Annotated in this window: 12 protein-coding genes and 2 tRNA genes; 12 read left to right on the top strand and 2 right to left on the bottom strand. The window is 66.4% G+C overall.

The window, feature by feature from the left end; translation table 11 throughout:
- Positions 1 to 115 precede the first annotated feature (115 nt).
- Positions 116 to 433: a hypothetical protein gene (locus BRAD285_RS30205; RefSeq protein ID WP_035646349.1), complete on the bottom strand. Its 318-nt coding sequence runs from the start codon at positions 431 to 433 to the stop codon at positions 116 to 118.
- Positions 434 to 1512: 1079 nt separating this feature from the next.
- On the opposite strand from BRAD285_RS30205, the gene poxB reads away from it, so the two are divergent.
- A complete protein-coding gene (gene poxB, locus BRAD285_RS30195; RefSeq protein ID WP_006613048.1) occupies positions 1513 to 3243 on the top strand; it encodes a ubiquinone-dependent pyruvate dehydrogenase in 1731 nt (576 codons plus the stop codon).
- 244 nt (positions 3244 to 3487) lie between these two features.
- Here poxB and BRAD285_RS30190 read toward each other — a convergent pair.
- Positions 3488 to 3562: transfer RNA gene (locus BRAD285_RS30190), tRNA-Thr, on the bottom strand.
- Positions 3563 to 3631: 69 nt separating this feature from the next.
- On the opposite strand from BRAD285_RS30190, the gene BRAD285_RS35575 reads away from it, so the two are divergent.
- The 11 genes from BRAD285_RS35575 (at position 3632) to BRAD285_RS30125 (ending at position 13926) form a co-directional block, all read left to right on the top strand.
- On the top strand, positions 3632 to 4093 hold the full coding sequence (locus BRAD285_RS35575; RefSeq protein WP_139020650.1) for a hypothetical protein: 462 nt from the start codon (positions 3632 to 3634) through the stop codon (positions 4091 to 4093).
- Positions 4094 to 4115: 22 nt separating this feature from the next.
- Entirely contained in the window at positions 4116 to 5834 is a 1719-nt protein-coding gene (locus BRAD285_RS30180; protein WP_006613050.1) for a cyclic nucleotide-binding domain-containing thioredoxin-disulfide reductase, read from the top strand.
- A 139-nt stretch (positions 5835 to 5973) separates the two neighbouring features.
- Positions 5974 to 7263 carry a UDP-N-acetylglucosamine 1-carboxyvinyltransferase gene (murA, locus tag BRAD285_RS30175; RefSeq protein WP_006613051.1) on the top strand — a complete coding sequence of 430 codons (1290 nt, stop codon included), beginning with the start codon at positions 5974 to 5976 and terminating at the stop codon, positions 7261 to 7263.
- A 21-nt stretch (positions 7264 to 7284) separates the two neighbouring features.
- Positions 7285 to 7728, top strand: a complete 444-nt coding sequence (locus tag BRAD285_RS30170; protein WP_006613052.1) for a DUF2948 family protein — start codon at positions 7285 to 7287, stop codon at positions 7726 to 7728.
- 87 nt (positions 7729 to 7815) lie between these two features.
- Entirely contained in the window at positions 7816 to 9111 is a 1296-nt protein-coding gene (gene hisD, locus BRAD285_RS30165; protein WP_006613053.1) for a histidinol dehydrogenase, read from the top strand.
- Positions 9108 to 9614: a UPF0262 family protein gene (locus tag BRAD285_RS30160; protein ID WP_006613054.1), complete on the top strand. Its 507-nt coding sequence runs from the start codon at positions 9108 to 9110 to the stop codon at positions 9612 to 9614. The genes hisD and BRAD285_RS30160 overlap by 4 nt, the downstream gene beginning before the upstream one ends.
- A 54-nt stretch (positions 9615 to 9668) precedes the next feature.
- Complete coding sequence (locus tag BRAD285_RS30155) at positions 9669 to 10139, top strand: low molecular weight phosphatase family protein (RefSeq protein WP_006613055.1); 471 nt, start codon at positions 9669 to 9671, stop codon at positions 10137 to 10139.
- Between the two features lie 180 nt (positions 10140 to 10319).
- Complete coding sequence (locus BRAD285_RS30150; RefSeq protein ID WP_006613056.1) at positions 10320 to 10949, top strand: Maf-like protein; 630 nt, start codon at positions 10320 to 10322, stop codon at positions 10947 to 10949.
- Between the two features lie 46 nt (positions 10950 to 10995).
- The gene (gene yacG, locus BRAD285_RS30145) at positions 10996 to 11193 is read left to right on the top strand and encodes a DNA gyrase inhibitor YacG (protein WP_006613057.1); all 198 of its coding nucleotides are present in this window, start codon (positions 10996 to 10998) and stop codon (positions 11191 to 11193) included.
- 175 nt (positions 11194 to 11368) lie between these two features.
- A tRNA-Phe gene (locus BRAD285_RS30140) sits at positions 11369 to 11444 on the top strand.
- An 868-nt stretch (positions 11445 to 12312) separates the two neighbouring features.
- Positions 12313 to 13926 carry an IS1182 family transposase gene (locus tag BRAD285_RS30125; protein ID WP_087877574.1) on the top strand — a complete coding sequence of 538 codons (1614 nt, stop codon included), beginning with the start codon at positions 12313 to 12315 and terminating at the stop codon, positions 13924 to 13926.
- Positions 13927 to 14032: the final 106 nt, after the last annotated feature.

Raw genomic sequence — 14032 nt, 5'->3', positions numbered from 1 at the left:
GGCGCGTCTCGAACCACGAGGCCCTGAGGAGTGCCGAGCCATATGCGATCGCCCCGCCGCGTGCGGGGATCGCTGCGCTGATCATCTCCAACTCACCTTCAAGTCATCTTCAAGCCTACTCGCCGTCCGGGGGCAGCGGCGCTGAAGGCAGCGCCTGCCTCAGCGCCACCACCCGGTCGGTCAGGCCCATGACCTCGGCGGCGCGCTCCAGGTCCCGCCAGAAGCCGCCGCCGGGCGAGGTGAGATGGCCGAGCTCCATCAGCGTGTCGAGCGCAAGCTCGAGCTCGTTCTGCTCGAGATAGTCAGCAAAATCCTCGTACAGCTTGGCGCAGGCCTGCACATGCCGGAGCGGAGGCGACGGAAGCGTCGCCTGAGCCCGGCCGAGCAGGGCCCTCACCATCGTCCATTGTGCCGCCAGCTCCGGGCTCACCATCTCATCGCTCCCGATGCCGGTACGGTCCACGATCGAAACATCGGAGTCAACAATCCCCGCGCGGATCCAGTTTTCTGGCTGCGGCTGGGTCCATTCTCCGTTGCTCCGCCGTCTGCATGATGGCGCCGAGCATGCGCCGCCGGATTAGACTGCTCACTGGCCGGATCACGAGCCAATAGGGCAGGAACATCAGGTTGCGTCTCGTGCCGCTCGGAGAACTGGTAGTTCGGCAACAGGCGGTCGATCAGGGACATGGACGCATCTCAGAACTGTAGTAAGGACTTACGGTCGAAGCAGCTTGGCTTGGTCGTCTTCTTTTTCGCTTGGGGTTTCGTTGCGTCGGTCTCGGTCGGCGGTGGACATCGAGCCCGCAAGTGCTTTCGCATATCTCTTATGCCCAAACTGCCCGTCGTGCCAGTTTGCCGCAGCATTTCGGCTTGTGTCGTCGGGCAAATCACCTGCACATTTCCGGCCGTCCCGTGCTCATCAACGAGGGGCGCTTCGCGAGTCGTCACGAGCGTTGAGCGTGGGATGCGGTGGCCGGATCGGAGTTGCAGCTACGCATTCGCGAGCGGACGAACAGTTTCGATGCGGACGGAGAAGTCGCGTGGTCCTGGCCTCCCGGTGCTGAGGTCAAGCTCGTGATGTGCCTCGCGCGCATGGCGGGTGATGGGGGCAAGACAGCCGGTCCCCAGGGAGATCGCGTATAATTCGTAAGCCCATCGCGCAGGGAGGGCCGGGATGTCCCAGCCGAACCTGTGGTGACTGCCGCCTGCATTCTTTTTCTGCAGGCGGGCCATGGGGGCGGCAGGCTCCCGGCCTTCCCTGCGCCCTCGATTGTTAGAGGGCGGTCTTGCAAGCAAAGCTCGGACGCAGGATGCGTCGCGAGGATGCGTTGTCATGGCCCGCGATCGGGCGCTGTCATGTCCCCGTCATCGTCTCCGTTGCATGCCGCCGTCTGGAACTCTTGCGTTACGCGGGTTTTTGATTGGGTTGGCCCGGCTCGTGCAAGGTACGACACCGGATCGACGGAGGTCGCGCCGTGCGGCCCTTCTCATGACCACAGGATTGATCAGCTCATGGCCACCCTAGCAGACCAGATCGTCGAGACGCTCGAGACTGCCGGCGTGAAACGTATCTATGGCGTCGTCGGCGACAGCCTGAACGGGCTGACGGAGTCGCTGCGCGTCCGCAAGACGATCGACTGGGTGCATGTTCGCCATGAGGAGGCCGCGGCCTTCGCAGCATCAGGTGAATCGCAGATCACGGGAGAGCTCGCCGTCTGCGCCGGCTCCTGCGGCCCGGGCAATCTGCATCTCATCAACGGTCTTTATGACGCGCAGCGCAGCCGCACCCCAGTGCTGGCGATCGCCGCGCATATTCCGTCGAGCGAGATCGGCGGCGGCTACTTCCAGGAGACGCATCCGCAAAATCTGTTCCGCGAATGCAGCGTGTATTGCGAGCTGATCTCCGATCCCTCGCAGATGCCGTTCGTGCTGGACAATGCGATCCGCGCTGCGGTCGGCGAGCGCGGCGTCGCGGTGATCGTCATTCCCGGCGACGTGGCGCTGAAGGCCGCGCCGAAGCGGGCGCTGCCGCCGACGATCGGCCTCTTGCCGCCGAAGCCAGTGGTGCGCCCGGCCGAGCCGCAGCTCGACGCATTGGCCGTGCTGCTCAACACGGGAGAGCGCGTCACGTTGTTCTGTGGCCGCGGCTGTGCCGGCGCCCATGCCGAGCTGATGCAGCTTGCGGAGACCCTGAAGAGCCCGATCGTGCATGCGCTCGGTGGCAAGGAGCATGTCGAATACGACAATCCCTATGATGTCGGCCTCACCGGCTTCATCGGCTTCTCCTCCGGCTATCACGCCATGCACAGCTGCGACACGCTGCTGATGCTCGGCACCGACTTCCCCTACAAGCAGTTCATTCCATCCGACATCAGAATCGCGCAGGTCGACATCAGGCCAAGCCAGCTCGGCCGCCGCGCGCGGCTCGATGTCGGCGTGGTCGGCGATGTCGGGGAGACCATTCGCGCGCTGCTGCCGAAGCTCGCGACGAAGTCGGATCGCCAGCATCTCGACGAGAACCTCAAGCGCTATGCCTCCGCGCGCAAAGGCCTCGACGATCTCGCCGTCGGCACGCCCGGCCGCCGCCCGATCCATCCGCAATATCTGACGCGGCTGATCAGCGAGACCGCGTCCGATGACGCGGTCTTCACCTTCGACGTCGGCATGCCGACCATCTGGGCCGCGCGCTACATCGCCATGAACGGCCGCCGCCGTCTGAGCGGCTCGCTGGTGCACGGCTCGATGGCCAATGCAATGTCGCAGGCCATCGGCATCCAGGCGGCGCAGGCCGGGCGGCAGGTGATCTCCTTGTCGGGCGATGGCGGCTTCGCGATGCTGATGGGCGATCTCATCACCTTGAAGCAGATGAAGCTGCCGGTGAAGGTCGTGATCTACAACAACGGCACGCTCGGCTTCGTCGCGCTGGAGATGAAGGCGTCGGGCTTCGTCGAGCACGGCACCAGCCTGGAGAATCCGGATTTCGCCGCGATGGCGAAGGCCATGGGCATCCACGGCCGCCGCGTCGAGGATCCCGGCGAATTGCCGGGCGCCGTCAGCGAGTGGCTGGCGCATGACGGCCCGTCGGTGCTCGACGTCGTCACCGCCACCCAGGAGCTGTCGATGCCGCCAACCATCGGCCTCGAGCAGGTCAAGGGCTTCAGCGTCTGGCTGATCCGCGCCGTCATGAGCGGCCGCGGCGACGAGGTGATCGATCTGGCGAAGGAGAATCTGTTGCCGCGGTGAGGCGTGCTGTGGCGAGCATCGTGCTCGTGGCACATCCTTCGAGACGACCGCCTCCGGCGGTCTCCTCAGGAGAGGGAGAGTCGCGGTGCCGCTGCAATCTCACGCCTCGCCCCTCATGGTGCGCCGCGCCCGAACCAAGCGGTCACGACGATCGCCAAACGCGGCGCGTTCAGGCGATGCGCTTGCATCGCCTTGAGAACCATGAGGCCGAGTTGGTGCGGATCTGTGTCGGGGGAGAACGAGATGGTGCTGCCGGACAGGATTGAACTGTCGACCTCTCCCTTACCAAGGGAGTGCTCTACCACTGAGCTACGGCAGCAGGAACGCGACTGGGGCCGGCCCGAAGGCCGCGCCCGAACGCGGGCGGTTCTTGCCACAAGGTCCGGACATGCGCAAGCGCGGCTCGCCCGGTTTTCGGGGAAAGACGCAGATGCTTTTCGCCGAAACCGGGCGAAAGAGCCCCGAATCGGTCCGAAATTGCCGGTTCGGACGGCGTTTGTCGCTGCATGCGGTCGGAAGAGGCGGAAATCAACGTGGTGCCCCCCGCAACTCCCCATCCGGGCAGGCGACGCAGTACGCAGCGGAACTTACCGTCTGCGGCGCGTCCCTCTTGGCTTTCGCGTCCGCAGCACCGATTGTGCTTCTGGTAAAAGATGACCGGGGAAGGGGGATGACCGATCAGAGCAAGCCGGCGGCGCCGAAAACCGCGCGCGAGGAGCGGCTGAAGCAGGCGCTGCGCGAGAACCTCAAGCGGCGCAAGGCGCAGAGCCGGGAGCGGAGCCAGGCGGCTGTCGAGAGGGAGAGTATCGATGCCGCTGCTGTCGAAAGCGCCGACGAATCGAAGCAGTGAGCAGAGTGAAGCGGGGAGCGTGATGACGGCGACTGACGGGACGACGGCGAATGAAGCGGCACCAGGCGCGGAGCTCGCGAAGACCTTTGCCCGATTCGAGCAGACCTTCCCGGAGCTGACCCCGGCCGAGATTGCGCGCCTGCGCGGCTTCGGCGAGATCCGCACCTACCGTGACGGCGAGTGCCTGTTCGAGACCGGCAAGCCGGGGCCGGGCATGTTCGTCATCCTCAAGGGCCATGTCGCCATCACCCAGCGCGACGGCCTGGGCCATGTCACGCCGGTCATCGACCAGGGGCCAGGGCAGTTTCTCGCCGAGATCGCCCAGCTCTCCGGCCGCGTCGCGCTGGTCGACGGCCACGCCGAAGGCGAGGTCGAGGTCATCCTGATTCCCCCGGACAAGCTGCGCGCATTGCTGATCGCCGAGGCCGAGCTCGGCGAGCGCATCATGCGGGCGCTGATCCTGCGCCGGGTCAATCTCATTCAGGGCGGCGCCGGGGGCCCGGTCATGATCGGCCCGCCGCAATCGGCCGCGATCGCGCGGCTGCAGAGCTTTCTCACCCGCAACGGCTTTCCGCACCATCTGCTCGATCCCGCCACGGATCATGACGCGGCCGATCTGATCGCGCGCTATTCGCCGACCCCCGCGGAGCTGCCGCTGGTCGTGGTCTCCGACGGCAGCGTGCTGCGCAATCCGAGCGAGACCGAGCTCGCCCGCGCCATCGGCATGATCGGCGGTCCGCGCGGCGAGAAGATTTATGATGTCGCCGTGGTCGGTTGCGGCCCGGCGGGGCTTGCCACCGCCGTGTACGGCGCCTCCGAAGGTCTGTCGGTCGCGGTCTTGGATTCGCGCGCCTTCGGCGGCCAGGCCGGCGCCAGCGCCCGCATCGAGAACTATTTCGGCTTTCCGACCGGGATCACCGGGCTCGCGCTGACCGCGCGCGCCTTCAACCAGGCGCAGAAGTTCGGCGCCGAGATCATGATCCCTGTGTCGGTGAACGCGCTCGACTGTGAGCGCAAGAACGGCGCCTTCGTGCTGGCGCTGGAGGGCGGCGACGAGGTGCGGGCGCGCTCGATCGTCGTGGCCAGCGGCGCGCGCTATCGGAGGCCTGATCTCGACCGGCTCAAGGAATTCGAGGGCCGCGGCATCTGGTACTGGGCCTCGCCGATCGAGGCGCGGCTGTGCGCCGGACAGGAGGTTGCGCTGGTCGGCGGCGGCAATTCCGCAGGGCAGGCCGCGGTGTTTCTCTCGGGGCACGTCAAGAAGGTGCGGATGATCATCCGCGGCGGCGGCCTCGCCGCATCGATGTCGCGTTATCTCATCGAGCGCATCGAGGCGACGCCGAACATCGAGCTCCTGTTCAACACCGAGGTGGTCGGGCTCGATGGTGGTCCCGATACCGGGCTCGAGCGCATCACCTTGAAGAGCCGGCTGTCCGGCGAGGAGACACCGGCCGAGATCAGCCATCTGTTTCTGTTCGTCGGCGCCGATCCGGCCACCGGCTGGCTCGGCGATTGCGGCGTGACGCTCGACCGCGCCGGCTTCGTCGTCACCGGCGCGCAGTCGGAGCAGAATGCCGGACGGATGGTGTCGCCGCTGGAGACCTCGGTGCCCGGGGTCTTTGCGGTCGGTGATGTGCGCTCCGGCTCGGTCAAGCGGGTCGGCGGCGCCATCGGCGAGGGCGCCCAGGTGGTGGCGGCGCTGCACGGCTTTCTCGCCGATGCGCTGGTCCCGCCGGTGTGATTCGCGGCGGCGATTGCGGTGTTCGGGGATGAATATCCGGAGGTTGCGAGCTGCCGTTGCCAACCCATCAAATCGCCGTAATGTCGGTCCTGTTGCGCCAACCTTAGGCAAATCTCCCGGCCAGCTCAGCAGGACCAGCATGGATCGCATTCGCATCGTCGGCGGCAAACCGCTTCACGGCATCATCCCGATTTCGGGCGCGAAGAACGCCGCGCTGCCGCTGATGATCGCGGGTCTTCTGACGCCGGAGACGCTGATCCTGGACAACGTCCCGCGCCTGGCCGACGTCGCGCAGCTGCAGCGTATTCTCGGCAATCACGGCGTGGACATCATGTCCGTCGGCAAGCGCCCGGGCGATGGCCAGTACCAGGGTCAGACCTTGCAGATCTCGGCGGCCAACATCATCGACACCACGGCGCCTTACGAGCTGGTGTCGCGGATGCGCGCCAGCTTCTGGGTGATCGCGCCGCTGCTCGCGCGCATGCACGAGGCGCGGGTATCCTTGCCCGGCGGCTGCGCCATCGGTACGCGGCCGGTCGATCTCCTGATCATGGCGCTTACGAGCCTCGGCGCCAGCATCGACATCGACGCCGGCTATGTCGTCGCCAAGGCGCCGGGCGGCCTGCGCGGCGGCACGATCGATTTCCCCAAGGTCACCGTCGGCGGCACCCACGTCGCGGTTATGGCCGCGGCGCTCGCCAAGGGCACGACTGTCATCACCAACGCGGCCTGCGAGCCGGAGATCAGCGATCTGGCCGACTGCCTCAACAAGATGGGCGCGCGTATCTCCGGCGCCGGCACGCCACGCATTGAGATCGAGGGCGTGGCATCGCTGCACGGCGCGCGGCATACGGTGCTGCCGGACCGCATCGAGGCCGGCACTTATGCGATCGCGACCGCGATGACCGGCGGCGACGTCCAACTCGCCGGCGCGAGGCCGGAGCTCTTGCAATCCGCGCTCGACGTGCTGGCTGAAGCCGGTGCCGAGATCTCGAGCGATGCCGAGGGCATTCGTGTCGTCCGCAACGGCCACGGCATCCGCCCGGTGCAGGTCACGACCGCGCCGTTTCCCGGCTTCCCTACCGACCTGCAGGCCCAGTTGATGGCGCTGATGGTGCGGGCGCAGGGTGCGTCGGCGATCACCGAGACCATCTTCGAGAACCGTTTCATGCACGTCCAGGAACTCGCCCGCTTCGGCGCGCGTATCAGTCTGGACGGCGAGACCGCGCGGATCGAGGGCATCTCGACCCTGCGCGGCGCGCCTGTCATGGCGACCGATTTGCGCGCTTCGGTGTCGCTGGTGATTGCAGGCCTGGCGGCGGAAGGCGAGACCATGATCAACCGCGTCTACCATCTCGATCGCGGCTTCGAGCGGCTCGAAGACAAGCTGAAGGCCTGCGGCGCGACGATCGAGCGCATTCGCGAATGAGGCTGCCAAGAGGATGATGTCGTGACCGACCGGCTCAAACTGATCGCGCTCGACGCCGACGATCTCGCCGTGATCTCCGCCCATGTGCAGGATGCGCGGGTGCAGCCGGCCGACATCATCTGGCGCCAGGCCGAGAAGCGGCTGGTCATCGGCATGAACCGGCTCGACTGGGAGCAGGCGCTGCATGGCGAGAACGAGCCGCGCCGGCTGCTGGCGGCATTGCGCTTCGACCGCGTGCTCGCCTGCAAGTCGCGCCGCATCGATCTCGCCGCGCCCGATGCCGCGCTGGAGCTGATCGGCATCGAATTCCATCCGGGCACCGAGGCCCCCGCCGGCAGTGCGCTGCTGCTGTTCTCCCATGGCGGCGCGCTGCGGCTCGATGTCGAGTGCCTGGAATGCGAGCTGACCGATCTCGGTGCCGATGATCTCGGCACCTCCGACGACGTGCCGCCGCTGACCGGGTAGGGGCCGGTTCAAAGGGTTGACGGCCCCGCGCTGCCGCGCCATTGAGCAGGGGGTCTGGGGCAGCCACCCCTTCGGAAAGTGCCAGAGATGCCCATTCGCCTGTCCCGCGCTCACGCCGATTTCGACACCCAGTTTCGGCAGTTTCTCGCCGCCAAGCGCGAGACCTCCGCCGACGTCGAAGCCGCCGCCCGCGCCATCGTCGACGACGTCGCCAAGCGCGGCGATGCGGCGCTGCTCGAGGCGACGGCCAAGTTCGACCGGCTGGAGCTGACCGCCGCCACGCTGCGCGTCACACCCGATGAAATCCAAGTCGCGATGAAGGCCTGCGACCCGGCCACCGTCGATGCGCTGAAATTCGCCCGCGACCGTATCGAGGCCTTTCATCTCAAGCAGCTGCCGTCCGACCAGCGCTTCACCGACGCCGCCGGCGTCGAGCTCGGCTGGCGCTGGAGCGCGATCGAATCCGCCGGTCTCTACGTCCCCGGCGGCACCGCGGCCTATCCGTCCTCGGTGCTGATGAACGCCATTCCCGCCAAGGTCGCCGGCGTCGGCCGGCTCGTGATGGTGGTGCCGGCGCCCGACGGCAAGCTCAACCCGCTGGTGCTGGCGGCAGCCCATCTCGGCGGCGTCTCCGAGATCTACCGCGTAGGCGGCGCCCAGGCCGTGGCCGCGCTCGCCCATGGCACGGCGACGATCGCGCCGGTCGCCAAGATCGTCGGCCCGGGTAATGCCTATGTCGCCGCCGCCAAGCGGCTGGTGTTCGGCAAGGTCGGCATCGACATGATCGCCGGCCCGTCCGAGGTGCTGGTCATCGCCGACGACAGCGGCAATGCCGACTGGATCGCTGCCGATCTGCTCGCCCAGGCCGAGCACGATGCCAGCGCGCAATCGATCCTGATCACCGACAGCCGCCGCCTCGCGGATGACGTCGCCCGCGCCGTCGAGGGCCAGCTCAAGACCTTGCCGCGCGCGGAGATCGCCGGCGCGTCCTGGGCCGATTTCGGCGCCATCATCGAGGTCGACCATCTCGACAAGGCCGTGCCGCTCGCGGACGCCATCGCCGCCGAGCATCTGGAGATCATGACCGCCGACCCGGATGCCTTCGCCTCGAAGGTCCGCAATGCCGGTGCCATTTTCCTAGGCGCGCACACGCCGGAGGCGATCGGCGACTATGTCGGCGGCTCCAATCACGTGCTGCCCACCGCGCGCTCGGCGCGGTTCTCCTCCGGTCTCGGCGTGCTCGACTTCATGAAGCGCACGTCGCTGTTGAAATGCGGTCCGGACCAGTTGCGCGCGCTGGGGCCAGCGGCGATGACTCTGGGCAAGGCCGAGGGTCTCGACGCCCATTCACGCTCCGTGGGAATACGCCTCAACCTGCCATGACCCAGCACCCGCCAGGCGACGACCGGACCAATCGCATCGTGGCGGTGACGCTCGACGAGGAGTCGATCGGCCGCTCCGGTCCGGATATCGAGCATGAGCGGGCGATCGCGATCTACGACCTCGTCGAGGAAAACCTGTTCGCGCCCGAGGGCGCCGACGGCACCGGCCCCTTCACTTTGCATCTCGGCATCACCGCCAACCGGCTGATGTTCGACATCCGCCGCGAGGACGGCACGCCGGTCGTCACGCATTTGTTGTCGCTGTCGCCGTTCCGGCGGATCGTGAAGGACTATTTCATGATCTGCGACAGCTACTACCAGGCGATCCGCACCGCCACGCCCGACAAGATCGAGGCGATCGACATGGGCCGCCGCGGCATCCATGACGAGGGCTCGCGCACTTTGCAGGAGCGGCTCAAGGGCAAGGTGCGGGTCGATTTCGAGACCTCGCGCCGCCTGTTCACCCTGATCACGGTGCTGCACTGGAAGGGCGAGGGCCAGTGACGCCGCGCGCTCCTCTCCGCGCGTCCTGCCGTCCGGCCAAGGGCGCCTAGACGCATGGCCGAGGGGCCGCCGCGCGCGCGCCAGCCGCAGGCGGTGCTGTTCGCCTGCGGGCAGAACAGCGTGCGCTCGCCGATGGCCGAGAGCCTGCTGCGGCAGATGTTTCCGCATGCGCTCTACGTCCGCTCCGCCGGCGTCAAGAAGGGCGAGCTCGACCCGTTCGCGGTGTCCGTGATGGCCGAGCTCGGCCAGGACATCTCGCAGCACAAGCCGACCACCTTCGAGGAGCTCGAGGATTGGGAGGGCCTGAACTTCGACCTCATCATCACCCTCTCTCCGGAAGCGCATCACAAGGCCCTCGAGCTGACCCGCACCATCGCCGCCGACGTCGAATATTGGCCGACGCCGGACCCCACGAATACCGACGGCAATCGCGAGCAGAAGCTGTCGGCCTATCGCGAGGTCTGCGACGGCCTGTTCACGCGCATCCGCAAGCGCTTCGCCAAGCCGGGACCCGCGGGTCTGTAGTTCCAAGTTCCGCCGCGAGGTGTCATCGAACCGAAATACCAACGTCGTCCGCCGCTCAAACTGAGCCCGTAGAGCAGGCTGTCGCAGCCTTGTCGCAGTCTCCGGGTTGTGGAATGGCACCCCTTCCGATAGGTTCCGCGCGCTCGCCCCACGCCTTCCGAATCCCCTAGCGAAATCAGCATGCTCGGCCGTCCCAAAATCGTTCTTGCATCCGGCTCGCCGAGGCGTCTGGCGCTGCTCAACCAGGCCGGCATCGAGCCCGACGCGCTGCGTCCGGCCGATGTCGACGAGACGCCGAAGCGCGGCGAGCTGCCGCGCGCCTGCGCCAACCGCCTGGCGCGGGCCAAGGCCGATGCGGCGCTGAAATCCGTCCAGCTCGACGACGAGCTGCGCGGCGCCTTCATCATCTCCGCCGACACCGTGGTCGCGGTCGGCCGCCGCATCCTGCCGAAGGCCAATCTGGTCGACGAGGCCTCGCAGTGCCTGCGCCTGCTGTCGGGCCGCAACCACCGCGTCTATACCGCGATCACCTTGGTGACGCCGAAGGAGGCGTTCCGCCAGCGCCTGGTCGAGACTCGCGTCCGCTTCAAGCGGCTCAGCGAGGACGACATTCAGGCCTATATCGGCTCCGGCGAATGGCGGGGTAAGGCCGGCGGCTACGCCGTCCAGGGCATCGCGGGCTCGTTCGTGGTCAAGATGGTCGGCTCCTACACCAACGTCGTCGGCCTGCCGCTGTACGAGACCACGACCCTGCTCGCCGGCGAGGGCTTTCCGATCCGCTTCGGGTGGCTGAACACCGTCGGCGTCTGACGCCGAAGGGGATGCATTGGCCGGCGCGTGCGCCTAGATAGCGGCCATGTCCGACGAATCGCCCCAACCCAACACCGCCACCGCGGCCAAACCCATTCGCCGCTGCCCGATCTGCAACCGGCCCGCCGCGGAAGCCTCGCGCCCGTTCTGCTCGCCGCGCTGCCGCGATGTCGACCTCAACCGCTGGCTCAGCGGCTCCTATGTCATCCCGGCCACCGAGGGCGACGAGGACGACGTCGAATAAGGCCGTGCTTTCATGGCCTTGCACCGGCGGTGCCCGCCGTCCGGCGGCGGGCCCGGGGGCGTTCCGCGCAACTGCGAAAGGAATGTGAAAACTTCCCCTCAGGGCGGTAGACAGCACCGTCTCGCCCCACTATAACCCGCCGGCTCGTTGGGCTTTTTGGCCCGGAACGAGACCTGCCCAGGTAGCTCAGTTGGTAGAGCATGCGACTGAAAATCGCAGTGTCGGTGGTTCGATCCCGCCCCTGGGCACCACGCTTCGCCCTGCGGGCTACGCGTGGCGCAGCCGAGCCGTAGCCCGAAGGGCGAAGCGTGCCCGGCGAAGCCACTTGGCGAAGCCGGGCGTTTGAGCCCCCCGAGTCCCGCTTGAGCCGCCATCTCCTGGTTGAGCACATATCTTCTCTTCGCGCCGACGGGCATTCTACCTCGCCCCGCTTGCGGGGAGAGGTCGGATTGCATCGAAGATGCAATCCGGGTGAGGGGGACTCTCCGCGCACCGCGCTCGCAGAGAGGTCTCACCTGGATCCGATGTCGAGCTGCGTGCTCATGCCAGCCCGCGCTCCCTGATCTCCTGATCAACCCTGTCAAATAGCCTGCTGCACTCAGCAGCCGTCGCTCGCGCCCATGCCGCCGCGACCTCGCGGCCTGACCAGCCCGAGCTCTGCTGCATGTGAGCGTCCTCATCAATGAGAGGGCGCAGGGAAGGCCGAGTGCCGACTGGCACCCGCGGCCCCCGTGCGAAGGAAAATGCACGGGGCAGGAACCACAGGCTCAGCCGGAAACAACCCGGCCTTCCCTGCGCGATGGTTTGAACGGCTGCTCCGTGCTCTCCCAGGGGACCGGGCTTGCTTGCCCCCGTCATCGACATCGTCGCCGACCAAGACACCAGCGTCGGGGTGTCGGGACCACACGGCTTGACCGTCCGCGGCACGACGTTCGTCCGCACCCCCAATGAGATGCTGCGTCGCCCCGCGGCCACCACTCCCCGCCGCAACGTCCCGTGACGATCGCGATGCGCCCCTCTCAGTGCGGGCGGGCTGGCGGGAAATGTGGAGGTGATTTGCCCGACGAGGCTGGGCAAGAATCTCGGGCGTTTTGCGTGGCGGGATGTACGATTCGGCTTATGACGAATCGCCCGTTCAAGAGCGGTGAGAGCCGCGAGCAAGCCAGCCTGTTTCCACCGCGGATCGAGGATTACGTATCTGCGGACAATCCGGTTCGTGCGATCGATGGCTATGTCGATGCGCTCGACCTTGCCAAGCTTGGATTTCGGCACGCCGACCGGCGCGCGGCGGGAGCGGGACAGCCGCCATACGCCCCGTCCGATCTGCTGAAGCTGTACCTGTATGGCTATATCAACCAGATCCGGTCATCACGCCGGCTGGAGCGTGAAGCCTGCCGCAATCTGGAACTGATCTGGCTGCTGAAGTCTCTCAAGCCCGGCTACCGGACGATCGCCAATTTCCGCAAGGAGAACTGGGCGGCCCTGAAGGCCGCGAACCGCAGTTTCGTGCTGCTGCTTCGCGAACTCGATCTGATCGGCGGGACCCTGGTCGCGGTCGACGGGGCGCTATTCCACGGCAATGCCAGCAAGGACAGCATCTTCACGCGCGGGAAGCTCGCCAAACAGATCGCCAAGCTCGATGAGGAGATCGAGGCGTACGGCAAGTCCCTCGACACCAACGATGCAGCAGAAGCCAAGCGGCCCGACAACGGCAAGGATGGCAATGGCGGCGGCGATGTCGGGGACAGGATCAAGGAACTGATGGCGCGGCGTGAGCGCGCTCAGTCCGATCTGGAGAACCTTGACAAAAACGACAAGGGACAGGTGTCGAAGACCGACCCCGATGCGCGGCTGCTGAGCAAGGGCGATCAGACGATTGCAGGCTACAACGTCCAGAGCGTCGTTGACGACAAGAACAAGCTGATCGTCGCCAGCGAGGTCGTCAATCGCAGCGATGTCCGACACCTGCATATGATGGCGATAGCGGCCAAGGAGAACCTGGAGGTCTCGTCGCTGCAGATATTGGCCGATGTCGGCTACTACAACAGCGAGGATATCAAGGCTTGCGAGGATGATGGCATCACCGCCTATGTCCCGCTGCATCACGGCAATGGCAAGAAGCACACGCGCTTCACGCGAGCTGACTTCACCTACGATTCCGCAACCGACACCTACCGGTGTCCCGCAGGCCAGGCGCTGCATCCCACGAAGAAGCTCTGGAAGAATACGAGCGGCAGAATGGAACGCCGTTACCTGGGCTCAGTGCCGACCTGCAGCGTCTGCCCCCTCAAGGCGTCTTGCCTCTCCGCGAAGGCCAAAAGCCGCAACGTCTCTCGGTGGGAGCACGAGGAGGTGCTGGATCGTCACCGCCAGAGAATGGCGAGCGAACAGGCTGGCCAGCTGATGCGTCGCCGCTCAGCCCTCGTCGAACATCCGTTCGGCACACTCAAGTGCCGCGCCGGGTATCAGCATTTCCTCGTCCGCAGCTTCGACAAGGTTCGCGGGGAATGGAGCCTCATGGCGCTCTCTTACAACTTTAGCCGCGTCCTCAACATTCTCGGCCTGAACGACTTCCTCGCCCGCATCACCGCGTGGGCTATTGCAGCTCAACACGCCGCCTCTGCCGAGGCCAACGCCGCACGAGAGGCGATTCCGCTTGCCTTGATACGAAACTGGACGATGATACGGCTATGGCTCGAAGTCGCACCGCGCCGAGCCCTCCTAGCCTCCTAATTTGGATTCTTGCCCAGCCTCGACGGCGCAAGGGGAATCAGCACGACGGGCAGTTTGGGCAGCGGTGGGATGCTCTGGCCGATGAATTAGGAGTTGGTAGAAACAG

The organism is Bradyrhizobium sp. ORS 285 (genome assembly GCF_900176205.1).
GTDB lineage: Bacteria > Pseudomonadota > Alphaproteobacteria > Rhizobiales > Xanthobacteraceae > Bradyrhizobium.
The sequence above is the reverse complement of the archived record's forward strand: the minus strand, read 5'-3'. Positions and strand labels throughout refer to the sequence as shown.

What these genes read in the sequence shown, in the direction of transcription:
- BRAD285_RS30205 (WP_035646349.1), bottom strand. Translation starts at nt 433, where the DNA reads ATGGTGAGCCCGGAGCTGGCGGCACAATGGACGATGGTGAGGGCCCTG.
- poxB (WP_006613048.1), top strand. Translation starts at nt 1,513, where the DNA reads ATGGCCACCCTAGCAGACCAGATCGTCGAGACGCTCGAGACTGCCGGC.
- BRAD285_RS35575 (WP_139020650.1), top strand. Translation starts at nt 3,632, where the DNA reads ATGCGCAAGCGCGGCTCGCCCGGTTTTCGGGGAAAGACGCAGATGCTT.
- BRAD285_RS30180 (WP_006613050.1), top strand. Translation starts at nt 4,116, where the DNA reads ATGACGGCGACTGACGGGACGACGGCGAATGAAGCGGCACCAGGCGCG.
- murA (WP_006613051.1), top strand. Translation starts at nt 5,974, where the DNA reads ATGGATCGCATTCGCATCGTCGGCGGCAAACCGCTTCACGGCATCATC.
- hisD (WP_006613053.1), top strand. Translation starts at nt 7,816, where the DNA reads ATGCCCATTCGCCTGTCCCGCGCTCACGCCGATTTCGACACCCAGTTT.
- BRAD285_RS30160 (WP_006613054.1), top strand. Translation starts at nt 9,108, where the DNA reads ATGACCCAGCACCCGCCAGGCGACGACCGGACCAATCGCATCGTGGCG.
- BRAD285_RS30155 (WP_006613055.1), top strand. Translation starts at nt 9,669, where the DNA reads ATGGCCGAGGGGCCGCCGCGCGCGCGCCAGCCGCAGGCGGTGCTGTTC.
- BRAD285_RS30150 (WP_006613056.1), top strand. Translation starts at nt 10,320, where the DNA reads ATGCTCGGCCGTCCCAAAATCGTTCTTGCATCCGGCTCGCCGAGGCGT.
- yacG (WP_006613057.1), top strand. Translation starts at nt 10,996, where the DNA reads ATGTCCGACGAATCGCCCCAACCCAACACCGCCACCGCGGCCAAACCC.
- BRAD285_RS30125 (WP_087877574.1), top strand. Translation starts at nt 12,313, where the DNA reads ATGACGAATCGCCCGTTCAAGAGCGGTGAGAGCCGCGAGCAAGCCAGC.